Origin of the sequence: Dechloromonas sp. A34, from assembly GCF_026261605.1 — a bacterium.
GTDB lineage: Bacteria > Pseudomonadota > Gammaproteobacteria > Burkholderiales > Rhodocyclaceae > Azonexus.
In genome coordinates this window covers 1,439,510-1,463,498 of record NZ_CP102486.1, presented here as the reverse complement: position 1 = coordinate 1,463,498, position 23,989 = coordinate 1,439,510, and the positions used below count along the sequence as shown (strand labels likewise).

Below are 23,989 nucleotides of genomic sequence, written 5' to 3'. Positions count from 1 at the left end.
ATTTTCCCGGCTTGGGCGGCAGTTTCGTTGAACGCCGGACGCACGCCGCATTCAAACACCAGGCTTGCCAGCCTGAACCTGCGCCTAGCGCCGCGCCTCGACAATTGGTCCCTGAATGGAACACGACGTTTCCCTGATCACAACCTTCGCCGCCGCCTTCGGCTTCGCACTGATCTTCGGCTTCCTCGCCGAACGCCTGAAATTACCCGCCCTGGTCGGCTACCTGTTCGCCGGCATCGCCATCGGCCCGGCCACACCGGGTTTCGTCGCCGACATCGCGACGGCCTCCCAGCTCTCGGAAATCGGCGTCATGCTGCTGATGTTCGGGGTCGGCCTGCACTTCTCGATCGACGACCTGCTGTCGGTCAAACGCGTCGCCCTGCCCGGCGCCGTGGTACAGATGACGCTGGCCACCGCGCTCGGCTACGGCTTCGGCTGGTGGTGGGGGTGGACGCCCGGCATGTCCCTGATTTTCGGCCTCTCGCTGTCCTGCGCCAGCACCGTGGTCCTGCTCAAGGCGCTCGAGGCGCGCGGCATCCTGGACAGCATGAATGGGCGGATCGCCGTCGGCTGGCTGGTCGTCGAAGATCTGGCGACGGTGCTGATTCTCGTCCTGCTGCCGCCGCTGGCCGGCGTGCTGGGAGGCAGTAGCGGCGCCGAAGCGACGACTCCTCTCTGGCAGAGCATCGGCCGAACCCTGCTCGAAGTCGCCGCTTTCATCGCCCTGATGCTGATCGTCGGCCGCCGCGCCCTGCCCTGGCTGCTCTGGCAGGTCGCTCGGACCGGCTCGCGCGAGCTGTTCACGTTGGCAGTGATCGCCGCCGCGATCGGCATCGCCTACGGCGCCGCCCAGTTGTTCAGCGTCTCGTTCGCGCTGGGCGCGTTCTTCGCCGGCACAGTGATGCGCAATTCGGAATTCAGCCACCGTGCGGCCGAGGAGTCGCTGCCGCTGCGCGACGCCTTTTCGGTACTTTTCTTCGTCGCGGTCGGCATGCTGTTCGATCCGGCGATCCTGGTCGAACAGCCGTGGCAGGTCCTGGCGGTGGTTGCCATCATCATCATCGGCAAGTCGATCGCCGCCCTGATGCTGGTTATCGCCTTGCGCTACCCGCTCAACACGGCGCTGACCGTGGCCGCCAGCCTGGCCCAGATCGGCGAATTCTCGTTCATCCTGGCCGGCCTCGGCATGACGCTCGGTCTGTTCTCGGCCCAGGGCATGAGCCTGGTGCTGGCCGGCGCGCTGATCTCGATCGCCCTCAACCCCTTCGTTTTCGCCGCTGTCGAGCCGATCCGGAAGTGGGCGCTGGCACATTCGGACCTGGCCCGCGACCTCGAGCGCCGGGAAGACCCCTACGCCCAGTTGCCGATGAGCACCGAGCGCAAATACCTCGAAGGCCAGGTCGTGTTGGTCGGCTATGGCCGGGTCGGCCAGCGCATTGCCGAAAGCCTGCAAGCGCAGGGCACTCCCTATGTCGTCGTCGAGCAGAACCGGGAACGGGTCGAAGCCCTGCGCCGCCAGGGCACCGCAGCCGTCTCCGGCAATGCTGCCGAGCCGGAGGTGCTAATCCAGGCCCATATCGCCCATGCCGCCATGCTCGTCATCGCCACACCGGATGCCCTGAACCTGCGCCAGATGGCCGAGATCGCCCGAACCCTGAATCCCGCCATCGAGATCGTGCTGCGCACTCATAGCGAGGATGAGTCGGCGCTGCTGCGCAAGGAGGGGATCGGCACAGTTTTCTATGGCGAGGAGGAACTTGCCCGCGGCATGATCCATCATGTCCAGCAACGCTTCGCGCCGCATGCCTCGACAGGAAATACCTGACACCAACCTGCGCCAGCCAAGCCAAAAGGAATCCGCCCATGGCCAAATTGAGTCGCCTGCTTGCCGCTACCGACCTCTCCGCCCCGGCACGCCACGCCGCCGAACGGGCCGCCATCGTCGCCAAGGCGAGCGGGGCTACCCTCAACCTGATCCATGTCGCCTCGCTGGCACCGCTCGAAAAGCTCCGCCATCTGGTTGCCGAGTTGCCACCCGAGGTCGAACAACGCGTGATCGATAACTGCCGGGACGAACTGCATCATCTGGCCGCGACCTTGCTGGAGCAACATGGCGTCGCCGCCGGCAGCCATGTCGTAACCGGCCCCCTGCTCGACGAAATCGCCAACCTGGCCGACGCCATGGCCGCCGATCTGCTCATCCTCGGCGCGCGCGGTGCGAGTTTCATGCGCCATCTGCTGCTCGGCTCGACAGCCGAGCGAATGATCAGCCAGAGTTCGCATTCGCTGTTGGTGGTCAAGCAGGCCGCCCACGTACCCTACCGGAGGCTGCTGGTGCCGGTCGACTTCTCGCCATCGTCACGCGGTGCAATCAGTGCCGCATGCGCCATTGCCGGCGAAGCCGAGATCGTGCTGCTGCATGCCACCGTGATGCCCTTCGAAGGAAAACTGCGGTATGCCGGGGTCGACGATGCCGCGATCACGCACTACCAGATTGCCGCGCGCGCCGAAGCAATGCAGAAGCTGACCGAACTGCGCGCCGGCATCGGCGTCGATGCCGGCAAAGTCAGCCTGAAGCTCATCCTGGGCGATCCTTCACAGCACATCATCGAGCAGGAACAGGAACTGGACTGCGATCTGATTGTCATCGGCAAGCACGGCGAAAGCGCGCTCGAAGAACTTCTGATCGGCAGTGTCACCCGCCACGTGCTGACCGAATCACAGTGCGATGTCCTGGTTTCGCTGAACTAGCACTTGCGAGGGCTGCCGGAGACGCTCGACGCAGGAATCAAATCACCATCGGCTGATTTGGCAATTCGTCGGGATTGGTCGTCCCGGCCGGGAAATGCGCGGTCAGCAATTCGCCGGCCCGGCGGATGGCGGCCAAGGCTCCGCCCCGGTAGTCGCCGGCGGTGAAAGCGGCTTCCATGTGGCGGCAGATGGCATCCCACTCGGCCTGCGGCACTTTTGCCGCAATCCCGCGGTCGGCGAGGATCTCGACGCGCCGGTCGACGAGCTGGACGTAGATCAGGACGCCGCAGTTTTCTTCGGTATCCCAGACCCCCAGCCGGCCGAACAGGTCGGCCGCCCGCTGGCGGGCTGTGCGCTCTTGCCAGAGAACGGCGAAGGGCAAGGGGCCTTCGACGACAAAGCGGATTTCGCCGCGCTGGGTCGCCTCGGCGATTTCGACGGCAGCGCCGATTTCCGCCGACAGGGCCGGGCCAAAGCGGCGGGCCGCCAGCCAGGGCGGCACCAGCCAATGTTTCAATACGCGTCCAAGCTTCATCTACCAGCTCCCCGAGGCGCCACCGCCACCACCCGAACCACCACCGCCACTGAAGCCGCCGCCGCCCGACCCACCTCCGGAACCTCCGCGCGAGCCGCCGCTGAACAGCCCACTGAGCAGGATATCGAGGCCGAACACGGCGAGAAAAATGCCGAGCAGCGCCCCGCCAACGATGCCCAGCACGCCGCCGACGACCAGCCAGCCGAGGCCGCCAGCAACCCCGCCGGCGACGGCGCTGCCCAGCAGATTACCGAACAGGTGGCGGAGGACGGTGCCGCCGACAACCAGGGCGAACAGCAGGCCGAAAATCACCGCTTCGGGCAGGTCACCGAGCTTCCACTGCCCGCCGCCTTTGGTCAGGCCGTCATCCCTGGCCGCCGGTTCGGGCAGCGCCTCGCCGGCCACCACTTTCAGAATGGCGTCCACCCCAGCGCTGACTCCGCCGGAAATATCGCCGGCCTTGAACAAGGGCGTCATGACCTCGGCGATGATGCGTTTGGCCGTGGCGTCGTTGAGGGCGCCTTCGAGGCCGTAGCCGACCTCGATGCGCAGGCGCCGGTCGTCCTTGGCGACGATGAGCAGGACGCCGTCGTCGATGCCCTTGCGCCCGACCTTCCAGGCGTCGAACAGGCGGATGCCGAACTGCTCGATGGTTTCCGGCTGCGTGCTCGGGAGCAGCAGCACCACCACCTGCGCCCCCTGGCGTGCTTCGAGATCGGCCAGGCGCTGTTCCAGGCCGGCCTTTTGCTCGGCGCTCAGCGTCGCGGTCAGGTCGGTAACTCGCGCCGTCAGCGGCGGAATGGCCACCGGAGCCGCCGCCTCGCTGCCCGCTGCAGCCCAGGCCAGCCCGCCGAGCAGGCAAAACCAGAGCAGCGCCAGGCGAGCGGCCAGGTGGATCATCTCAGGGCTACTTCGCGGCCGGCTGCGGCGCGTTGAAATCGATCTTGGGCGCCGTGCTGATCGCCTTCTCGTCCTCGACCGTGAAATTGGCCTTGGCCTTCCAGCCCATCACCATCGCCGTCAGGTTGTTGGGGAAGGTGCGGACCGAGACGTTGTAGTCCTGCACCGCCTTGATGTAGCGGTTGCGGGCGACGGTGATGCGGTTTTCGGTGCCTTCGACCTGCGCCTGCAGATCGCGGAAATTGGCATCGGCCTTGAGTTGCGGATAGTTTTCGCTGACTACCAGCAAGCGGCCCAGGGCGCTCGACAGTTCGCTCTGCGCCTGCTGGAATTTGGCGAAGGCGGCCGGATCATTGACCAGCTCGGGCGTTGCCTTGAGGCTGCCGACGCCGGCCCGGGCCTCGGTGACCCGGGTCAGGACCTCTTTTTCGTGGGCGGCATAGCCCTGGACGATGGCGACCAGGTTGGGCACCAGATCGGCCCGCCGCTTGTACTGGTTGAGGACCTCAGACCAGGCGGCGGTGACCGCCTCGTCGTTGATTTGAACCTGGTTGTAGCCGCAACCGGAGAGCAGCGTGACAATCAGGGAGAGAAGGGCTAACAGGCGAAATTTCATGAGGGGAATCTCCCGGAAATGGAAAGCGTGCATAGCAATGAGCTTGCCGGGCAGGAAAGACGGCACGACAACGCGACACGGAGTCCCATTATGCCCCCTTTATTTTTTCATGCCCGCAGACTGATCGCGCCTGGCCCACCTGGCCGATTACTGGATCGGCTTGGCCAACTGACTCTTGACCATCGGCCCGACCGTCTGCCAGGCCCAGGAAGCGATGCCGACGACCAGGGCGGTACCGACCACGAGCTGGATCAGCAACGCGATCAGGTCGGATTGCTGGCGGCTCATCTTGCGCCCGGGATTGGTGGCACCGCAGCCCGGACAGGCCATGGCTGAGGTATCGACTTGATGACCGCAGGCGCGGCAGGGAACTAGCGACATGGAAGACCTCCCTCGGATTTGCCGATTATAGGCCGGAGGCTGTGTCGGCGAGCGTGATAGCATTCGCCGCCATGAACGACGCGCGCCAGCCTCCCGCCATACTGATCATGGGCCCGACCGCCTCGGGCAAGACGGCCGTGGCCATGGCGCTGGCCGACCGGTTGCCGGTCGAACTGATCAGTGTCGATTCGGCCCAGGTTTTCCGCGACATGGATGTCGGCACCGCCAAGCCGGACCGCGCGACGCTGGCCCGTTACCCGCACCACTTGATCGACCTGATTTCGCCGGAAGAGAGTTATTCCGCGGCCCGTTTCCGCGCCGACGCCTTGGCCACGATGGCCGCGATCAGCGCGGCCGGCAAGGTGCCGGTGCTGGTCGGCGGGACGATGATGTATTTCCGCGCCCTGCTCCACGGCCTGGCCGATCTGCCGCAGGCCGATGCCGGGCTGCGCGCCGCGATCGACGCCGAAGCCGCGGCCGCCGGCTGGCCGGCGATCCACGCCAAGCTGGCCGCGGTCGACCCGGCGACCGCCGCCCGCCTGCATCCGACCGACAGCCAGCGCCTGCAACGCGCCCTGGAAATCTACCGCCTGAGCGGCCGCCCGATGTCCGAACTGCTGGCCGAAAGCGAACGCCAGCGCCCGCCCTACGATTTCCTGTCGATCGGCCTGCTGCCGTCCGACCGCGCCGTGCTGCACGAACGCATCGCCCGCCGCTTCGACGAGATGCTGGCCGCTGGTCTCGACGAGGAAGTGCGGATGCTGCGCCGCAAGTACACGCTGAACCTCAACCTGCCCTCGATGCGCTGCGTCGGCTACCGGCAGACCTGGGAAGCGCAGGACGGCACCCTGCCGCCCAGCGAATTGCGCGACCGCGGCATTTTCGCGACCCGCCAACTGGCCAAGCGCCAGATCACCTGGCTGACCAATTCTTTCACGGCCGAGCACTACGACTGCCTGGATCCGAGACTGAGCGAACGGATCGCCGCCCGCACCGGCGAATTTCTGGCGGCCTGAGGGCGCGCCCTCAGGCCGCCAGATAACGCTCGATCGAGACCAGGACTGTTTCCTGTTCAAGCTTCAACCGGTTCAACAACACCACCAGTTGCTCGGGGCTGGCCGCCGGGTCTGCCCGCTCCAGAGCTTGTGCCGCCGCGTAAACCGCAGGCATGCCAAGCGTCCCGCTCGTCCCTTTCAAGGTGTGGGCCAGGCGATTGAGCTGATCCCGATCGCCCGCCGCCAGGGCGGCGTCGAGTTTCTGCGCGGTCGCCACATTGCTTTCGCAGTAGCTGCGCAACAACTTGCGATAGAGCGCCTGTTTGTTGACGACCTGACTCAGCCCAGTGTCGACATCGAGGCCGGGCCAATTACCGGATTCGTTGACCAAGCCGTGGCCTCCTCAGTCGGCCACCGGCTCGATGCGCGCCGCCAGCAGCGAATAGACGGTCGGCACCACGAACAGGGTAAAAAAGGTACCGAGGAGCAGGCCGCCGACGATGACCCAGCCGATCTGTTGCCGTGACTCCGCCCCGGCACCGACGGCCAGCGCCAGCGGCACCGCGCCGAGGACCATGGCCCCGGTCGTCATCAGGATTGGGCGCAGACGCAGGGCGGCCGACTCGATGACTGCCGCTTTCAGTTCCAGACCTTTTTCCTGCAACTGGTTGGCGAATTCGACGATCAGGATGCCGTGCTTGGTGATCAGCCCGACCAGCGTTACCAGGCCGATCTGGCTATAGACGTTGAGCGTGCCACCGGAGAGCCAGAGCGCGAGCAGCGCACCCGCCATCGACAGCGGCACGGTGAGCATGATGATGAAGGGGTCGCGGAAGCTCTCAAACTGGGCGGCCAGCACCAGATAGATGAAGGCCAGCGCCAGGCCGAAGGTCAGCGCCAGCGAGGACGAGGATTGCCGGAACTCGCGCGACTGGCCGTTGTAGTCCACCGCGTAGCCCGGTTTCAGCACCTTGGCCGCGATGGCGTCCATGGCGGTCAGCGCCTCGCCCATCGTGTAGCCCGGGGCCAGGTTGGCCGAAATGGTGACGGCGCGACGCTGGCTGAAATGGTTCAGTTCGCGCGGCGCGATGGTTTCGTTGATGCTGACCAGGTTGTCGAGCGAGATCATGCTGCCGTCGCGACCGCGGGCGTAGATGTCGCGGATGTCGTCGGGATTGCTGCGGTCGACATCCGCGACCTGGACGATCACGTCGTACTGCTCGCCGTCGCGCTTGAAGCGGGTGACCTCGCGGCCGCCGAGCAGGGTTTCCAGCGTCCGGCCGATGCTTTCCACCGGAATGCCCATGTCGGCAGCCTTGTCGCGCTTGACCAGGACCGACAGCTCCGGCTTGTTGAGCTTGAGGTCGGTATCGACATTGGTCAGGCCGGGATTCTTGGCCAGTTCGCCGAGGAACTGGCTGGCCGCCTGCTGCAAGTCCTCATAGGAGGCCGAGGTGGCGATGACGAAATTGATCGGCCGCTCACGCGGGCTCTGACCCAACGAAGGTGGCGTCACCGGGAAGGCCAGCACACCGGGAATCGCCCCGAATTTCGGGAACAGTTCCTTGGCGATGTCGGTGGAACGGCGCGTGCGCTCGCTCCAGTCGGTCAGGCCGACAAAAGCAATCCCCTGGCTCACCGTCGGGCTGCCGGCGACCACGAAGAAACGATCGACGTCCTTGGTCTGGCTGAAGATACCCTCGAGCTGACGGGCGTATTTCTCCGTGTAGTCGAGTGTCGCGCCATCCGGCCCGGAGAAGATGCCGAGAACGATGCCGCGATCCTCGACCGGTGCCAGTTCCGACTTCAGGGCCTTGAGCAGCAAGCCACAGGAAGCGGCAACGATGACGAAAGCGAGCATCACCAGCCAGCGACGGTTCAGCGAGGCGGTCAGCACCCGCTTGTAACCGACGTTCAGCCAGTTCAGAAAACCTTCGACGGCCAGGAAGACCTTGCCGTGCTTTTCCTCGTGCTTCAACAGCACCGAACACATCATCGGCGACAGGGTCAGGGCGACGAAGCCGGAAACCAGCACGGCACCGGCCAGGGTCAGGGCAAATTCGATGAACAGCTTGCCGGTGCGCCCGGTCATGAAGGCCACCGGGGCATAGACGGCGGCCAGGGTCAGGGTCATCGCGACCACCGCGAAGCCGATTTCCTTGGAGCCTTGCAGCGCCGCCTGCATCCGCGGCATGCCGTCCTCGATGTGGCGGTAGATGTTCTCCAGCACAACGATGGCGTCGTCGACCACGAGGCCGATGGCGAGCACCAGCGCGAGCAGGGTCAGCGTGTTGATCGTGAAGCCGAACATGAACATGATCGCGAAGGCGCCGACCAGCGAGACCGGGATGGTGACCAGCGGGATCAACGTCGCCCGCACATTGCGCAGGAAGAAGAAGATGATCGCCAGCACGAGCAGGATCGCTTCGCCGATGGTCTTGAACACGGAACGGATCGAGCGGTCGATGAAGATCGACGAATCGTAGGAAATATCGGCGCGCATGCCTTCCGGCAACTGCTTGACCAGGTTCGGCAATTCGGCGCGCAAGGCCTTCGACAATTCGAGCGGATTGGCCGTCGCCTGCTTGATGACGCCCATGCCGACCGCCGCCCGGCCACGGAAACGGACCGAACTGCGCTCGGCGGCCGGACCGATTTCGACCCGCCCGAGATCGGCGATACGCACCGGGTAGGCATTGACCGTCTTGACAATGACGGCGCCGAATTCCTCCGGCGTTTTCAGATCGGTACTGGCGACCACCGAAAATTCGCGTTCGCGGCTTTCGATGCGCCCGGCCGGGACCTCGACATTCTGCTTGCGCAGCGCATCCTCGACATCGGCTGGGGTCAGCTGGTAGGCGGCGAGACGCTGCTTGTCGAGCCAGATACGCATGGCGAACTTGCGCTCGCCGAAGATGCGCACATCGGCTGCCCCCGGCAGGGTCTGCAGCTTGGGCTTGACGATACGGTTGGCGATGTCGGTGACTTCCAGCGCCGAGTGCTGGTCGGACGAGAAGCCGAGCCAGATGATCGGGTTGGCATCGGCCTCGACCTTGGCGATGACCGGTTCGTCGACCGCGTCCGGCAACTTGTTACGGACGCGGGAGACGCGATCGCGAACGTCGGCCGCTGCCGAATCGGGCGCCCGCTCGAGCTTGAAACGGACGGAAATCTGGCTGTTTTCGGCTCGCGAAATGGAAGTGATCACTTCCACACCTTCGATGCCGGCCAGCGAATCCTCCATCGGCTTGGTGACCTGGGATTCGATGATCTCGGCCGAAGCGCCGCGGTAGTTGGTGGTGACGGTGACCACCGGCTCGTCGATTTTCGGATACTCGCGCACCGCCAGGCGATCGTAGGAGACGATGCCGAGCAGCATCACGACCAGCGACAGTACTGTGGCGAAAACCGGCCGCTTGATGCAGATTTCCGAAATTCTCATTTGGCGGCAGCCGTTCCCGATCCAGTTTGCGCACTGCCCGCCGATGGCGCGGCCGGAGCGCCCTCGCCGACCGCCAGGACCGCCATTCCTGGGCGCAGTTTCAACTGCCCGGCGGTGATCACGAGATCGCCATCCGCCAGCCCCTCGAGCACCTCGACCTGGGCCGCACGCCGCACGCCGAGCCGAACCTTGACCAGCGTCGCCTTGCCGTCGACGACCCGATAGACGGCCGGCTGCGCCCCCGGCACGATCGCCTGTTCCGGCACCAGCAGCACTGCCTTGCGCTCGCCGAACAGCAGGCGAACGCGTACGAACATGCCGGGGCGCAACTTGCCGGCGGCATTGTCGAGGCGGGCCCGGGCCGAAATCGAGCGGCCGACCGGATCGACCTGGGGGTCGACCGCATCGAGTGCAGCCTTGAAACGCTCACCGGGCAGCGCATCGCTGGTGACCTCGATGATCAGGCCCTTGTTCAGCCGACCAAGATAGGTTTCCGGGAGTTTGAAATCGGCGCGCAGGGTGGCGATATCTTCAATATTGATCAGATCCTGGCCCTCCTTGACGTAGTCGCCGATACTGACATTGCGCAGGCCGACGACGCCCTTGAAAGGAGCCTTGACCCGAGTCTTGGCGAACTTGGCCTCGGCCAGCTGGACCGCCGCCTCCTGGACACGCAAAGTGGCTGCTGAGCTGTCCACCGCCTGCTGGCTGAGAAATTTCCGGCCAAGTAGTTCCACGTTGCGCTGGTGGTTGCTTCGGGCCAGTGACAGATTGGCCTTGGCCTGTTGCAACTCAGCCTCCTGAATCGCCGCATCGAGCGCCAGCAGCAGATCACCCTTGCCGACCACCGCTCCGTCCCTGAAACCGATCGCTGACACCCGGCCTGCCACCTCCGGACGCAAGACCACCGACTCGTTGGACTTCAGCGTGCCGACCGCGGCAGCATCGTCGGAAAAGTCACTGGCCTTGACCCGGGCAACCTCGACCGCCATCGCCATCCCCGCTGGCGCCCCACTCGACGCGGCCGGGGCGCCCACCGGCGCACGATTGGCGTTGTAGGCGTAGTAGGCCAGACCCAGCAAGCCGACAATGGCGAGGGCGACAACTCCGAAATGGGTGTTTTTTTTCATGACGACGACCGGGGCTGGTGACTGACCCAACGGTCAGCAAAGATCGGATTGTAGCGAAGTGACTGGCGCCACAGAAAAAATTCCGGCCCGGTAGGCCAGTTTGTCGGGCTATCCGCCGTTGCTCTCACCAAAATCGGGCAGGCGCGGTGGTCGGCCGCAGGCAACGCAATCGTCATCGGCCTCGAACGCGGCATGACAGGCTTCGGCGCCGCGCGCCTGCCAGTCTCCCTTGAGCTTGGCCACCCGGACCAGGACGACGCCGGCTCGCAGCATGTCGAGATATTCGGCCACCCCGCGCGAGACATCGATGATCCGCCGCCGGTGACTGGCCGCCATCCGGTCATTGATCTTGACGATGGCGCAACGCTCGCTGTCCAGTCGACGCACGGCGACCATGGTGCCGAGCGGGAAGCGATTGCTCGCCGCGGTGAACAGTTTGATGTCGAAGCGTTCGCCGGTCGAGGTCTTGCGCCCCTGGAAGCCGCTGCCGTAGTAACTCGCATGCCCATGCAGACCGACGCGCTCGGCATCGAGCACCTCGGCCGAGCCGATCGCGACTTCGGGGGTGGCGACGCGCCGCGCATGCCGCGGGGGCGCCTTGATTTTCTTGCTGACCGCCGGCTTGGCCGACGGTTTCTTGCCCGTCGCCCAGACTTCCGACGAGACATTGAACAGCAGCAGGCCGCAGGCTAGCGCCGCGACCCGCCATTGCCATTTAGACCACGAGGGTCTGCGCTTCGTCACCCTGCCGCGCCCGGATCTTGCCGATGCGATAGACAGCTTCGCCCTGCGCCTTCAGTTCGGCCATTGCGGCTTCGGCATCAGCCGCCGCAACGACGACGACCAGACCAATGCCGCAGTTGAAGACACGGTGCATTTCGTTCTCGGCGACATTGCCTTCGGCCTGCATCCAGTCGAACAGCTTGGGACGCGGCCAGGCAGCCTTTTCCAGTTCGGCGACGGTATTTTCCGGCAGCACGCGCGGCACGTTTTCGAGCAGGCCGCCACCGGTGATGTGAGCCATGCCCTTGATCGTGACCTTTTCCATCGTTGCCAGCACTTGCTTGACGTAGATGCGGGTCGGCGCCATGACGACATCGGCCAGCGTGCGCTCGCCATCGAACTTGGCGTTCATGTCCGGCTGGGAACGCTCGATGATCTTGCGGACCAGCGAGTAGCCGTTGGAATGGGCGCCAGAAGAAGCCAGACCGAGCACAACGTCGCCCGGGGCGATGGACTTGCCGTCGATGGCTTTCGACTTTTCGACAACGCCGACCGCGAAACCGGCCAGATCGTATTCGCCGGCCGGGTACATGCCCGGCATTTCGGCGGTTTCGCCGCCGATCAGCGCGCAGCCGGCCAGTTCGCAACCCTTGGCGATGCCGCCGACGACGGAGGCTGCGGTATCGACATCGAGCTTGCCGCAGGCGAAGTAATCGAGGAAGAACAGCGATTCGGCGCCGAGCACGAGGATGTCATTGACGCTCATCGCGACCAGATCCTGACCGACGGTATCGTGGCGGTTCAGATCGAAAGCCAGGCGCAGCTTGGTGCCGACGCCATCGGTACCGGAGACCAGCACCGGCTCCTTGTAGCGCTTGGGCACTTCGAACAGCGCACCGAAACCGCCGATGCCACCGAGCACGCCTTCGCGCAGGGTCTTTTTGGCCAGCGGCTTGATGCGCTCGACAAGGGCGTCACCGGCATCGATATCGACGCCGGCATCACGATAGGAGAGGGAAGTATTCTGGGTCATGGTCCGGGAAATGTGCCAAGCGCGGAGGTTATCCGCTGGAAAAAAAAGCGATTTTACCCGAAACCGCCGGCCGCCCCTAACCGCGCCACAGGCCGGGGAATTCCGGCGGCCGGCCCGCCGCGGGCAGGCCGGGATCGAAGATCAGATCTTGAACTCGCCGACCGCGGCTTTCAGGCTGGCAGCCAGTTGTTCGAGCTGGGCAGCCGACGCGGAGACTTCCTTGATGACGGTACTGGTTTCCTCGGTCATCTCGGCGATTCCCTCGACATTGCGGGCGATCAGATGACTGGCCAAGCTCTGTTCCTTGAGGGCCGATGAAATGTCATCGACGGCCGCCAGCACCTTCTGCACGCTACCCTGGATTTTCTCCATCGAAATCCCGGTACTGCTTACCATCTGGACGCCTTCGTCGACCAGGATGCTGCCTTGCGCCATGCCGGCGACGGCGTCGTCGGTGCCGCCCTGCACCGACTGAATCATCGCGGCAATTTCCTGGGTGGACAGCGTCGTGCGCTCGGCCAGTTTTCTGACCTCATCGGCAACCACGGCGAAGCCCCGGCCCTGCTCACCAGCCCGTGCGGCTTCGATGGCTGCGTTCAGCGCCAGCAGATTGGTCTGATCGGCAATTTCCTTAATGACTTTGACGATATTCGAAATCTGGTGCGATTGCTCGCCAAGCGAGGTGATCACCCGGGACGAGGTGGCAACCGCCGTCGAAATCTTGTCCATCTCGGCGATCACGCCCTGCACGGCGTTGGCGCCGTCCTTGGCCAAGGATCCGGTTTCCGAGGCGTGGCGCTGGGCGCCCGCCGCATTTTCCGAAATCTGACCGACGCAAACCGTCATTTCCTCGATCGAGGAGGCGACCGCGGCCGACGAATCGCTTTGCCGCTCGGAAGCCTGCTGCACCTGTTGCGAGGAAGCAGCCAGTTGGCGAGCGGATTGCGACAACTGGTCCGAGGTCGAAAGGATACGGCCGATCATGCCGCGCAAGCTGCCCTGCATCTGCTGGGTCGTATACAGCAGGCTGCTGTTGTCGCCATCGCGGGTCGTGATACGCCCGGCCAAATTGCCGTTGGCGATCTGGCGGATGATATCGATCACATAGGCCGGTTCGCCGCCGAGCTGGCGAAGCAGACGGCGGACAATGAAGCCGATGACGAAGAACAGCACGACTTGCAGGACACCTTGGCCGATCCACATCCCGACATTGATTTCCTCGATCGTCTTCATATCTTCCTGAACGTCGATCGTGACGCTGGCAGCGCCGACCACGGCACCTTCGTCGACGCCGTGGCACTCGAGGCAGTTGATGCTGCGGAAATTCTTCTTGGCGATGTAGGGCACCACCAGGCGCAGCCATGCCTCATCGCCATTGTGATAGAGCTGGGACTCGGTTACGCCGGTGGCCAACACCCGCTTGTCCATGTCGTCCACCGCAACCTCCTGCGGCAGGCCGCCATCGAACTCGTCGTCGATGCCCTTGCCACGGATTACGCGCATTTCCTTGACGCTTTCCGACTTGCCCATCTTCTCGAGGAACTGGGCGCGGGCCTTCGGGTCGCTGATCACCTCGTCGGCGCCGGCCTTGATGATCATCAGCGTATTCAAACCGTTGATCGCGCCATCGGCCACGGCCGTGGCTCGCTCCTTGGCGGCGGTCAGCAGCTGATCTTCGAAGAGGTGGAAGATCCATTGCTGGGCACCGACCAGAACGATGATCAGGAAGCCCTGGATCAGCAGCTGCAATTTCAATTGCAGCCCAACCCTGGCCCACCAAGCTGAAATCCCGTTCATGATCATCTCCTCTGGGGTGAAGTCGTTAGTTAGTTTTTGTCGAATTCGTCGCTCATTGACTGATGACTTCAACTCAATCGCGGCGGATCATCTCACGCGCCAAAACCGCCAGCAAGCGGCAGAAACCCTTGTCACAAACCGCTGATATACCGGATGGATAGGTCCTTCGAACCGGGGCCATGACAGCCGCAACCGCCCCCTACGCAACGCCCCCGATCCTTCCCCCTGTGCATGATCGAGCTATCGCTTTGACCGGCGTTCACACGGCGCGTTCCACCAGCGCCCAGCTGCGCCTCTGCTAAAATCGCGGGTCCGAATTTTTGGCGCCGGCTTTCGTCAGCTCGCGCCCGTCCCGTGGAGAATTTGCAATGTACCAGTCCCCTCTCATCCAGGATCTGCACGATCGCGGCCTGATCGCCCAGATCACCGACGCCCAGGCGCTCGACCAACTGCTGAACGGGGAATCGGTGACGCTCTATTGCGGCTTCGACCCGACGGCGGACAGCCTGCACCTCGGGCACCTGGTGCCGGTCCTGATCCTGAAGCGCTTCCAGGAAGCCGGCCACCAGCCGATCGCCCTGGTCGGCGGCGCCACCGGCATGATCGGCGACCCGAGCTTCAAGGCCACCGAGCGCAAGCTCAACACGCCGGACGTGATCGCCAGCTGGGTCGACAAGATCCGCGGCCAGGTGGCGCCCTTCCTGAACTTCGCGGGCACCAACCCGGCCATCATGGCCAACAACTACGACTGGTTCGGCGGCATGAACTGCCTCGAATTCATGCGCGACATCGGCAAGCACTTCTCGGTCAACACCATGATCAAGAAGGAATCGGTGCAGCAGCGCCTGCAGCGCGAAGACCAGGGCATCTCCTACACCGAGTTCTCCTACAGCCTGCTCCAGGGCTACGACTTCGCCGAACTCAACAAGCGCTACGGCTGCCAGTTGCAGATCGGCGGCTCCGACCAGTGGGGCAACATCGTCGCCGGCACCGACCTGACCCGGCGCCTGAACCACCAGCACGTCTTCGGCCTGACCCTGCCGCTGATCACCAAGGCCGACGGCACCAAGTTCGGCAAGACCGAATCCGGTGCCATCTGGCTCGACCCGAAAAAGACCTCGCCCTACGCCTTCTACCAGTTCTGGCTGAACACCAGCGACGCCGACGTTTACAAGTTCCTGCGTTATTTCACCTTCCTGCCGGTCAGCCGCATCGCCGAGATCGAAGCGACCGACCAGGCCAGCGGCAGCAAGCCGGAAGCCCAGCGCATCCTGGCCGAGGAAGCCACCCGCCTGGTGCACGGTGAAGTGGCACTGATGGCCGCCCGGCGCATCACGGAGTGTCTGTTCTCCGGCCAGCTCGCCGATCTGACTGAAAACGACCTCGAACAGCTGGCCCAGGACGGCATGCCCGGCGTGCAACTGGAAAAGGCCAACGGCGGCCTGATCGACGCCCTGGTCGCCGCCGGCCTCGCCAAATCGAAGTCGGAAGCGCGCGGCTTCATCCAGAGCGGGAGCGTCACGGTCAACGGCCACAAGCTCGAGGCGCTGGATCATGTTCTGGCCGGCGACGAACTTCTCTACGGCCGCTTCACCATCCTGCGTCGCGGCAAGAAGAACTACGGCCTGATCAGCTGGCAGTAAGCCTCGGCTTCCGGAAATAGCAAGACCAGCCCGGCCTGCATGCCGCGCTGCGACTCAACCCGGCTTGTGCGCAAAACGGTAGCAATTGCGGCCAGCCCGCTTGGCGTCGTACATCGCGGCATCGGCCTGGGCAATCAGCGAATCCATGTCTTCGGCATCGTCCGGCAGGAAGGCGACGCCGATGCTGGCGCCGATCACAACCTCCATCTCATTGACCAGGTAGGGCTGCGACAGCTTGGCGATGATCTTGTCGGCCAGCACCGCCGTGGCTTCCGGATCGCCAATATCGGTCAGCAGCACCACGAATTCGTCGCCACCATAGCGGGCAACCAAATCCGCCTTGCGAACGCTCTCGCCCAGGCGGGCAGCTACCTGCTGCAACAATTGATCACCCGCCTCGTGGCCATAAACGTCATTGATCGGCTTGAAGCCGTCAAGGTCGATAAACATCAGCGCCAGTCGGCTGTTTCGACGCTGGAACAGGGCGACCGTCTGCTCGGCGCGCATCAGGAACGACAGGCGGTTGGGCAGACTGGTCAGGGCGTCCTGGTGGGCGAGCCGGGTCATCCGCTGTTCATTCTCGCGCACCTTCGCCACCAGGAAATTGAAACCATCGACCATTTCCCCAACCTCGTCGTGACGGACGACGGCCAGGGGCTCCAGCGGCAAATCGCCGTCGGCCATCTGGTGGATCTGGCGCGACGCCTGGCGCAAGGGGCGAAACAGATAAAACAGAAAAACCCCGAAGATGGTGAGCACGATCAGTGTGATGGCCCCCCCTTTTTGCACCAGCAGCTTGCCCGAAGCGGTCACGGACTGAAATGCCTCGGCCGTCGGCATGCGCGCCACGACAAACCAGCCGGCGCTGGGCACGCTGCCAATCGCTGCAATTTCCTCAACGCCAAAGGCATTGACCGTAATCCCCGCACCACGCCAGCCCTCCATCGCGCGGTCGTGAAGGCGGTTGGCGCCGGTCGGCGGCGTCGGACGGAGGCGCATATTGGGCATCGATGCAGCAACGAATAGCTTGTCGCGGGGCGAGATGAGCAGGAAACCACCGGTGTTGCCGATCGTGTTGTTCTGGATCAGATTGAGAAAACCCGGCGTATCGAGCGTGGAGACACCATTCAGGACCGCCAGCACGCGACCCCGTGCATCAAGAATGGGCGCCGCCATGACGATGATTCCCTGATTGACGACACGACCGACAGTCGGCTTGCCAATGGCGAAAACGGCATTGTCGCGGGCGGCACGAAACCAGTCGGCATCGCTGAAGTCAAGTTGTCGCCGCCCGGGCAGCAGCGGAAACTCTCCGATGACTCCCTTGCCGCTGGCTGGAACAATCGTCATGCCGAGAGAAAAATAAGGCGCCAGGGCGTGACGTTCCGCCAGCCAGCCTTCGAGTTCCCGCGGATGATCGAGAAGGCTCGCCGGCAGTTGCTTCGCCATGGTTTCCAGCAACTGTTTGCGCGCGCGGATTTTTTCGTCAATGTCGCTGGCGACATAGCTCGCCTCCGACGACAGATGCGCGGTGACGAGTTCCTCGATGCCGTCGCGCATGGTGTTCGAAAGCAGCGTGAAGCGAACCGCGGTGCCAAAAATCGTGATCAGGAGGGCCAGTCCGAGAACTTGGGCAACCAGACTATGAGCAAGACGGCGGAATTGCATTGGTGGGGCTTTCGGGCAGCGCTGGGCGCGCAGTTGCCGCAATTTTAACAAACGGAAGATGGGCCACCGACGCCATCCCGAGCCGGGATGGCGGAGTAGACGCAGGGCGCGCCGATCGGGCGTGCTATCGAGGGGGCGTCCGGATCAAAAACGATCGCGGACTTTGTCCAGAACCTCAGCCGCGTGATCCAGCAAGGAATCGTGGGTGTTCGAGGCTTGCCCCGCAGCGCCGAAATAGCGCTCCCACTCGGCATCGGAAATCGCGTTTTCCTCTGCCGTCGGTAGTCGGCGCTCGGCACGGCGACGCCGTTCGAAGCAGCCGCGGGGCGGCCCGGAATCGAATTGGCGCCGGTCGGTCCGGGAGCGGCGCTCGACCGTTACCGTCGATTCGTCGTCTGCAGGCAAGGTCATTGGAAGCAATCCGCTTGGGCAAGCATTTTCAACTCATTCAAACATTTTGGCTTATGGTAGGGAGATATTACTTAAGTAACAACGCTGACCACTGTTAGGAAATTCACACACCGCGAGCGATCGCCGGAATAAGCGGCGAGCGAATCGGAAACCCTTCCCGGCACTGGCCGGCAGCATACTCGCCACCCGCCGCCTAACCGGGTACATCCCGGCGGGTGAAAGCCGGGCCGATTTCAGGACAAATGCTAAAATCGCCCACCCTGTTTCATACCGCCTCCCCGATGCGCCAGCTGATTCTCGATTTGCTGCCAGATAGTCCGCCCACGCTCGATAACTTCGTGCCCGGCGGCAATGCCGAAACCCTGACCGCCTTTACCGGCTGGCTGGCCGGAACGCGCGCCGAAACCTCGTTCTGCCTGTGGGGCGAAGCCGGCTCCGGCTGCTCCCATCTACTGTTGGCCAGCGGTTTCACCTACGTCGATGCGGCAATCGACCGCGGGCTGGCAAAGGCCGCCGCCAGCGGGCAACTGGCCGTCGATCACGTCGATGAACTGAACGCCGATGGCCAGATCGCGCTGTTCAATCATTTCAATCGCCTGAAAATGGCCGGCGGCATGCTGCTGACCGCCGCCCCGCAGCCGCCGGCCCACCTGGCGCTGCGCGAAGATCTGCGGACCCGCCTCGGCTCCGGCCTGATCTACCGCCTGCAGCCACTGTCCGACGCCGAAAAGGCGGAAGCCATTGCGGCGCAGGCCAAGGAGCGCGCCCTGAAGCTGTCGCCGGAGGCGATCAACTACCTGCTCCGCCATGCGCCGCGCGACATGCGCACCCTGTCGATGCTGGTCGTCGCCCTCGACCAATACACCCTCGAGCAGAAACGCCCGGTCACGCTGCCGCTGCTGCGCGAATTGCTCAACCTGGAAGCCAACGCATGAACCTCGCCCTCTTCGACCTCGACAATACCCTGCTCACCGGCGACTCCGACTTCGAGTGGGCGCAGTTCCTGATTTCCAAAGGCGTGGTCGACCGCGAACTGCAGGAAGCCAGGAACATCCAGTTCTACGAGCAGTACAAGGCCGGCACGCTCGACATCTACGAATTCCTGATCTTCCAGCTCGCCCCGCTGACCCGCCACCCGCGCGCCGAACTCGATGCCTGGCACCGCGAGTACATGGATCGCCACATCCGCCCGATCATCGGCGAGCCGGCCCGGGCGCTGGTCGACCAGCACCTGGCCAATGGCGACCTGTGCGCCATCGTCACCGCCACCAACAGCTTCGTGACCGGCCCGATCGCCCGCGAATTCGGCATCCCGCACCTGATCGGCACGACGCCGGCGGTCGACATGCAGAACGGCGCCTTCTCCGGCGGCCCGCGCGGCATGCCGTCCTTCCGCGAAGGCAAGATCGAACGGGTCGAAGCCTGGCTCGAATCGCTCGGCTTGTGGTGGGGCAGCTTCGCCGACAGCTACTTCTACAGCGACTCGCACAACGACCTGCCGCTGATGGGCAAGGTAAAGACTCCGGTCGCCGTCGATCCCGACGACAAACTGCGCCAGCACGCCAGTCAATTGGGCTGGAAAATCATCGCTTTGCGGTAGAATCCGGCTTTTTCCGCAACGCTCCCGAGCGCTCCTGAACGGTAATCCGTGATCCGCAAACTCATTTCCCGCGTCTTTGGCGGCAAGAAGTCCCAGCCCAGCCACCACGAGCCCGCTGTCATTCCCGTCTCCACCCACGGCATCACCCGCGACCGCATCAGCAGCGGTAGCCGCCGCGTCTGCGAAACCCTGCAGGAGCAAGGCCACAAGGCCTACGTCGTCGGCGGCGCCGTGCGCGACCTGCTGATCGGCGCCGAACCCAAGGATTTCGACATCGCCACCGATGCGACGCCGGAAGAGATACGCCGCGCCTTCCGTCGCTCGCGCATCATCGGCCGCCGCTTCCAGATCGTTCATGTGATGATGGGTCAGGAAACGCTGGAGGTGACCACCTTCCGCGGCCTGCTCGACGAGAAGACGAAGACCGACGAACATGGCCGCGTGCTGCACGACAACGTCTTCGGCAGCCACGCCGAGGATGCCGCCCGCCGCGATTTCACGGCCAACGCGCTGTATTACGACCCGGCGACCGAAGCGGTCATCGACTACCACCACGGCGTCGGCGACCTCAAGCAGAAAACCTTGCGCATGATCGGCGAGCCGCGCGCCCGCTACCGCGAAGACCCGGTGCGCATGCTGCGCGCCGTGCGCCTCGCCGCCAAGCTCGGCCTGATGATCGATCCGGCGGCCAGCAAACCAATCCGCGAAATGGCCGTGCTCCTCGAAAACGTGCCGCCGGCCCGCCTCTTCGACGAAATGCTCAAGCTGCTGACCTCCGGGCACTCGGTCAAATGCATCACCCAGTTGCGCGACGAGGGCCTGCATCACGGCCTGCTGCCACTGCTCGATGTCATCCTCGAACAGCCGATGGGCGAGAAGTTCGTCATGCTCTCGCTGGCCAACACCGACGAGCGCGTCCGCCGCAACAAGGGCACTTCGCCCGGTTTCCTGTTCGCGACGCTGCTCTGGCACGAAGTACTGGCCCACTGGGAAAAGCTCAAGGCCAAGGGCGAGGCGAAGATTCCGGCGCTCTACCAGGCGATGGATACCGTGCTCGACACGCAGGGCGAAAAGCTCGCCATCACGCGCCGCATCGCAGGCGACATCAAGGACATCTGGGCGCTGCAGCCGCGTTTCGAAGCGCGCGCCGGCAAGCGCCCCTACGCCCTGCTCGAACAGCCGCGCTTCCGCGCCGGCTACGACTTCCTGGTCCTGCGCGCCGAATCCGGCGAGATTGACCGGGAACTGGCCGAGTGGTGGACACGCTTCCAGAATGTCGAAGGCGAAGAGCGCGCCACCATGCTGGTCCCGGAACAGGCCGGCGACAAGAAGCGCCGGCGCAAACGCAAGAAACCGGCCGGCCCGGCTGCTGAATGAACATTGCCTACGTCGCGCTGGGCGCCAATCTCGGCGATCCGGCGAGCACCATCCGCGCCGCCTTCGGTGCCCTGGCCAACCTGCCCGAGAGCCGCGTTGTGCATTGCTCTTCGCTCTACCGCACGGCGCCGGTCGGCATCCTTGACCAGCCGGAATTCGTCAATGCGGTAGCCATGCTGGAAACCACGCTCGCCCCGGAAGCGCTGCTTGATGCACTGCTCGAGGTGGAACAGCGCTTCGGCCGCATTCGCGCCGAGAAGAATGGCCCGCGCACACTCGATCTCGATCTGCTGCTCTACGACGACCAGTTCGTCGACCTGCCCCGTCTGACCCTCCCCCACCCGCGCCTGCATCTGCGCGCCTTCGTGCTCCAGCCGCTGGCCGAACTAGCACCCGACCTGATCATCCCCGGGCGCGGCCGCATTGCCGCCTGGCTGCCGGCCGTCGCCAACCAGGGCATCGTCCTCCTGTGAACCTGTTCGGTTTCCACATCCCCGTGCTCTGGCAGACGGTGGTGTTGCTGGCGCTATCGAACGTCTTCATGACTTTCGCCTGGTATTCGCACCTCAAGCATCTCAACGAGAAACCCTGGTGGATCGCAGCATTGATTTCCTGGGGCATCGCGCTATTCGAATACCTGATCCAGGTGCCGGCCAACCGCATCGGCAACACCGAGATGAGCCTCGGCCAGCTCAAGATATTGCAGGAAGTCATTACCCTCGTCGTCTTCGTGCCTTTCGTCGTCTTTTACATGGAGCAGCCACTGAAGCTTGACTATCTGTGGGCCGCTCTGTGTATCCTAGGCGCCGTCTATTTCGTTTTCAGGACTTGAATGTCTGCCCAAACCATCACCCGCCGCCTGACCCAGGCCGACCTCGCCAAGCTCTACCTGGCCGGCGAGAAGGTCGTCATGTTCACCTGCTACGACGCCAGCTTCGCCCGTCTGCTCGACGGCGCCGGCGTTGAATCGATGCTCATCGGCGACTCGCTGGGCAACGTCATCCAAGGCCACGACACGACCCTGCCGGTCACCGTCGCCGACATCGCCTACCACGTCGCCGCCGTCAAGCGCGGCAGCGACCGTCCCTTCATCATCGCCGACATGCCCTTCGGCAGCTATCAGGAATCGCCGGAACAGGCTTTCCGCAACGCTGTGACGCTGATGGCGGCCGGCGCCCAGATGGTCAAGCTTGAAGGCGGGCTCGATATGGCGAAGACCGTCGAATTTCTCGTGCACCGCGGCATCCCGGTCTGCGGCCACGTCGGCCTGACGCCACAGTCAGTGCATGCGCTGGGCGGCTACAAGGTCCAGGGCAAGGGCGAAGCTGCCGCGCAACGCCTGAAGGATGATGCGCTGGCCCTGCAGAATGCCGGGGCGACGATGGTCGTTCTCGAAGCCATTCCGGCCGTGCTCGCTGCCGAAGTCACCGCCAGCCTGGCCATCATCACCATCGGCATCGGCGCCGGCAAGGACTGCTCCGGCCAGGTCATGGTGCTGCACGATGCCTTCGACATCCCGCCGGGAAAGAAGGCCAAGTTCGTCAGGAACTTCATGGACGGCGCGACCAGCATCGCCGACGCCGCCGCCCGTGCCGTCGCCGCCGTCAAGGACGGCAGTTATCCCGGCCCCGAACACACCTACGCCGCCTAATACCATGCACATCCATTCTCGCATCGCCGACCTGCGGTCGGCGCTCCAGGGGCGCGGCCGCGTCGTTTTCGTGCCGACCATGGGCAACCTGCACGCCGGCCACATCAGCCTGATGGAACAGGCCCGGGCCCACGGCGACACCGTGGTCGCCTCGATCTTCGTCAATCGCCTGCAATTCGGCCCGAACGAGGATTTCGACAAATACCCGCGCACCTTCCAGGCTGATTGCGACAAGCTGGCCGCCGCCGGCGTCGATGTGCTGTTCGCGCCGACCGAGGCCGACCTCTACCCCGAGCCACAGGAATACGTCGTCGAGCCGCCGGCCATCCAGAACATTCTCGATGGCGAATTCCGCCCCGGCCATTTCCGCGGCGTCGCCACCGTCGTCCTCAAGCTGTTCAACATCGTCCAGCCGCGGGCCGCCCTGTTCGGCAAGAAGGACTACCAGCAGTTGATGGTCATCCGCAACATGGCCCGCCAACTGGCCCTGCCGATCGCCATCATCGGCGGCGAAACGGTACGCGCCGAAGACGGCCTGGCGCTTTCCTCGCGCAACGGCTACCTGAGCGCCGCCGAGCGCGCCGAAGCGCCCCGCCTCTATCGCCTGCTCAATGAAATCCGCGATGCCGTGCGGGCCGGCGAGCGCGACACCATCAAGCTCGAGAACGCCGCCCTCGCTGAGCTCGCTGCGGCGGGCTGGAAGACCGATTATGTTGCAGTGCGGCAACAGGCCGACCTGTCGCCGCCAAAAGGCGAAAAAGCCCCGCTGGTGGCGCTTGCCGCCAGTCGACTGGGAGCAACGCGGCTCATTGATAACATTGAGATTTAACGCGGTTGCAGCATTCATAATTACACCCGTTGACAGGGGGGCCATTGTCGTTACAATGCGCTTCCCCCAACTTTCTGGATGAGTGAAACCATGCAGAGAACCATGCTGAAATCCAAGTTGCACCGCGTGACGACGACTCACGCCGACCTGCATTACGAGGGTTCATGCGCCATTGATGAAGACCTGCTCGAGGCGGCCAACATCAAGGAATACGAACAGATCGATATCTGGAACGTAAACAATGGCGAGCGTTTCACCACCTATGCCATTCGCGCTGAGCGCGGATCGGGCGTCATCTCGGTCAACGGTTCGGCTGCGCGCCGTGCTGCGCCGGGCGACATCCTGATCATCGCCACCTTCGCCGTCTACAATGAGATCGAACTGGCCAAGTACGAGCCGGAACTGATCTACGTCGATTCGCAAAACCGCATCACCCGTCGCGGGCACAAGATACCGACCCAGGCTGCCGCCTGATTCGCGCTCCGCTCGCCACGAAAAACCCGCCGC

24 protein-coding genes are annotated in these 23,989 nt (G+C 64.1%); 12 read left to right on the top strand and 12 right to left on the bottom strand.

Annotation, left to right across the window (positions count from 1 at the left end):
- Positions 1–115 precede the first annotated feature (115 nt).
- On the top strand, positions 116–1,825 hold the full coding sequence (gene ybaL / locus NQE15_RS07335) for a YbaL family putative K(+) efflux transporter (RefSeq protein ID WP_265947995.1): 1,710 nt from the start codon (positions 116–118) through the stop codon (positions 1,823–1,825).
- Between the two features lie 38 nt (positions 1,826–1,863).
- Positions 1,864–2,751 carry a universal stress protein gene (locus NQE15_RS07330; RefSeq protein WP_265947993.1) on the top strand — a complete coding sequence of 296 codons (888 nt, stop codon included), beginning with the start codon at positions 1,864–1,866 and terminating at the stop codon, positions 2,749–2,751.
- 37 nt (positions 2,752–2,788) lie between these two features.
- Here the strand turns inward: NQE15_RS07330 and NQE15_RS07325 are convergent, their stop codons facing one another.
- The 4 genes from NQE15_RS07325 to NQE15_RS07310 form a co-directional block, all read right to left on the bottom strand.
- Positions 2,789–3,286, bottom strand: coding sequence for a TPM domain-containing protein (locus NQE15_RS07325; RefSeq protein ID WP_265947990.1), 498 nt, complete (start codon positions 3,284–3,286; stop codon positions 2,789–2,791).
- Positions 3,287–4,186: a TPM domain-containing protein gene (locus NQE15_RS07320; RefSeq protein ID WP_265947988.1), complete on the bottom strand. Its 900-nt coding sequence runs from the start codon at positions 4,184–4,186 to the stop codon at positions 3,287–3,289.
- A gap of 7 nt (positions 4,187–4,193) precedes the next feature.
- On the bottom strand, positions 4,194–4,802 hold the full coding sequence (locus tag NQE15_RS07315; protein ID WP_265947986.1) for a LemA family protein: 609 nt from the start codon (positions 4,800–4,802) through the stop codon (positions 4,194–4,196).
- Between the two features lie 147 nt (positions 4,803–4,949).
- Positions 4,950–5,183, bottom strand: coding sequence for a hypothetical protein (locus tag NQE15_RS07310; RefSeq protein WP_265947984.1), 234 nt, complete (start codon positions 5,181–5,183; stop codon positions 4,950–4,952).
- 71 nt (positions 5,184–5,254) lie between these two features.
- Between NQE15_RS07310 and miaA the strand changes: the two genes are divergently transcribed.
- Positions 5,255–6,199 carry a tRNA (adenosine(37)-N6)-dimethylallyltransferase MiaA gene (gene miaA / locus NQE15_RS07305; protein WP_265947982.1) on the top strand — a complete coding sequence of 315 codons (945 nt, stop codon included), beginning with the start codon at positions 5,255–5,257 and terminating at the stop codon, positions 6,197–6,199.
- A 10-nt stretch (positions 6,200–6,209) separates the two neighbouring features.
- On the opposite strand, the gene NQE15_RS07300 is transcribed toward miaA, so the two are convergent.
- The 6 genes from NQE15_RS07300 to NQE15_RS07275 all read right to left on the bottom strand — a co-directional run bounded on the left by NQE15_RS07300 (position 6,210) and on the right by NQE15_RS07275 (position 14,303).
- Entirely contained in the window at positions 6,210–6,569 is a 360-nt protein-coding gene (locus NQE15_RS07300; RefSeq protein ID WP_265947980.1) for an Hpt domain-containing protein, read from the bottom strand.
- 12 nt (positions 6,570–6,581) lie between these two features.
- Entirely contained in the window at positions 6,582–9,620 is a 3,039-nt protein-coding gene (locus NQE15_RS07295) for an efflux RND transporter permease subunit (RefSeq protein WP_265947978.1), read from the bottom strand.
- Positions 9,617–10,750: an efflux RND transporter periplasmic adaptor subunit gene (locus tag NQE15_RS07290; protein WP_265947962.1), complete on the bottom strand. Its 1,134-nt coding sequence runs from the start codon at positions 10,748–10,750 to the stop codon at positions 9,617–9,619. The genes NQE15_RS07295 and NQE15_RS07290 overlap by 4 nt, the downstream gene beginning before the upstream one ends.
- Before the next feature lie 108 nt (positions 10,751–10,858).
- Positions 10,859–11,494, bottom strand: a complete 636-nt coding sequence (locus tag NQE15_RS07285) for a septal ring lytic transglycosylase RlpA family protein (protein WP_265947960.1) — start codon at positions 11,492–11,494, stop codon at positions 10,859–10,861.
- Positions 11,466–12,506: a phosphoribosylformylglycinamidine cyclo-ligase gene (gene purM / locus NQE15_RS07280; protein ID WP_265947957.1), complete on the bottom strand. Its 1,041-nt coding sequence runs from the start codon at positions 12,504–12,506 to the stop codon at positions 11,466–11,468. Before purM ends, NQE15_RS07285 begins: the two co-directional genes overlap by 29 nt.
- Positions 12,507–12,647: 141 nt before the next feature.
- The gene (locus NQE15_RS07275) at positions 12,648–14,303 is read right to left on the bottom strand and encodes a methyl-accepting chemotaxis protein (RefSeq protein WP_265947955.1); all 1,656 of its coding nucleotides are present in this window, start codon (positions 14,301–14,303) and stop codon (positions 12,648–12,650) included.
- A 368-nt stretch (positions 14,304–14,671) separates the two neighbouring features.
- Here NQE15_RS07275 and tyrS point away from each other — a divergent pair, with 368 nt between their 5' ends.
- Positions 14,672–15,946 (top strand): tyrosine--tRNA ligase, encoded by a 1,275-nt coding sequence (tyrS, locus tag NQE15_RS07270; RefSeq protein WP_265947953.1) that lies wholly within the window; start codon positions 14,672–14,674, stop codon positions 15,944–15,946.
- A 54-nt stretch (positions 15,947–16,000) separates the two neighbouring features.
- Here the strand turns inward: tyrS and NQE15_RS07265 are convergent, their stop codons facing one another.
- Both NQE15_RS07265 and NQE15_RS07260 read right to left on the bottom strand, forming a co-directional pair.
- Entirely contained in the window at positions 16,001–17,614 is a 1,614-nt protein-coding gene (locus tag NQE15_RS07265) for a diguanylate cyclase domain-containing protein (protein WP_265947951.1), read from the bottom strand.
- Between the two features lie 144 nt (positions 17,615–17,758).
- Entirely contained in the window at positions 17,759–18,025 is a 267-nt protein-coding gene (locus tag NQE15_RS07260; protein WP_265947948.1) for a hypothetical protein, read from the bottom strand.
- A gap of 242 nt (positions 18,026–18,267) precedes the next feature.
- Between NQE15_RS07260 and hda the strand changes: the two genes are divergently transcribed.
- The 8 genes from hda to panD all read left to right on the top strand — a co-directional run bounded on the left by hda (position 18,268) and on the right by panD (position 23,956).
- Positions 18,268–18,960, top strand: coding sequence for a DnaA regulatory inactivator Hda (gene hda / locus NQE15_RS07255; RefSeq protein WP_265947946.1), 693 nt, complete (start codon positions 18,268–18,270; stop codon positions 18,958–18,960).
- A complete protein-coding gene (locus NQE15_RS07250) occupies positions 18,957–19,625 on the top strand; it encodes an HAD family hydrolase (RefSeq protein WP_265947944.1) in 669 nt (222 codons plus the stop codon). The genes hda and NQE15_RS07250 overlap by 4 nt, the downstream gene beginning before the upstream one ends.
- Positions 19,626–19,673: 48 nt before the next feature.
- Positions 19,674–21,002 (top strand): polynucleotide adenylyltransferase PcnB, encoded by a 1,329-nt coding sequence (gene pcnB, locus NQE15_RS07245; protein WP_265947942.1) that lies wholly within the window; start codon positions 19,674–19,676, stop codon positions 21,000–21,002.
- Positions 20,999–21,475 carry a 2-amino-4-hydroxy-6-hydroxymethyldihydropteridine diphosphokinase gene (gene folK, locus NQE15_RS07240; protein ID WP_265947940.1) on the top strand — a complete coding sequence of 159 codons (477 nt, stop codon included), beginning with the start codon at positions 20,999–21,001 and terminating at the stop codon, positions 21,473–21,475. The genes pcnB and folK overlap by 4 nt, the downstream gene beginning before the upstream one ends.
- 68 nt (positions 21,476–21,543) lie before the next feature.
- Positions 21,544–21,834 carry a DMT family protein gene (locus NQE15_RS07235; RefSeq protein ID WP_416336532.1) on the top strand — a complete coding sequence of 97 codons (291 nt, stop codon included), beginning with the start codon at positions 21,544–21,546 and terminating at the stop codon, positions 21,832–21,834.
- Entirely contained in the window at positions 21,835–22,653 is an 819-nt protein-coding gene (gene panB / locus NQE15_RS07230) for a 3-methyl-2-oxobutanoate hydroxymethyltransferase (RefSeq protein ID WP_265947936.1), read from the top strand. It begins immediately after the preceding gene.
- A 4-nt stretch (positions 22,654–22,657) separates the two neighbouring features.
- Entirely contained in the window at positions 22,658–23,482 is an 825-nt protein-coding gene (gene panC, locus NQE15_RS07225) for a pantoate--beta-alanine ligase (protein WP_265947934.1), read from the top strand.
- 90 nt (positions 23,483–23,572) lie between these two features.
- A complete protein-coding gene (gene panD / locus NQE15_RS07220) occupies positions 23,573–23,956 on the top strand; it encodes an aspartate 1-decarboxylase (protein ID WP_323054955.1) in 384 nt (127 codons plus the stop codon).
- Positions 23,957–23,989: the final 33 nt, after the last annotated feature.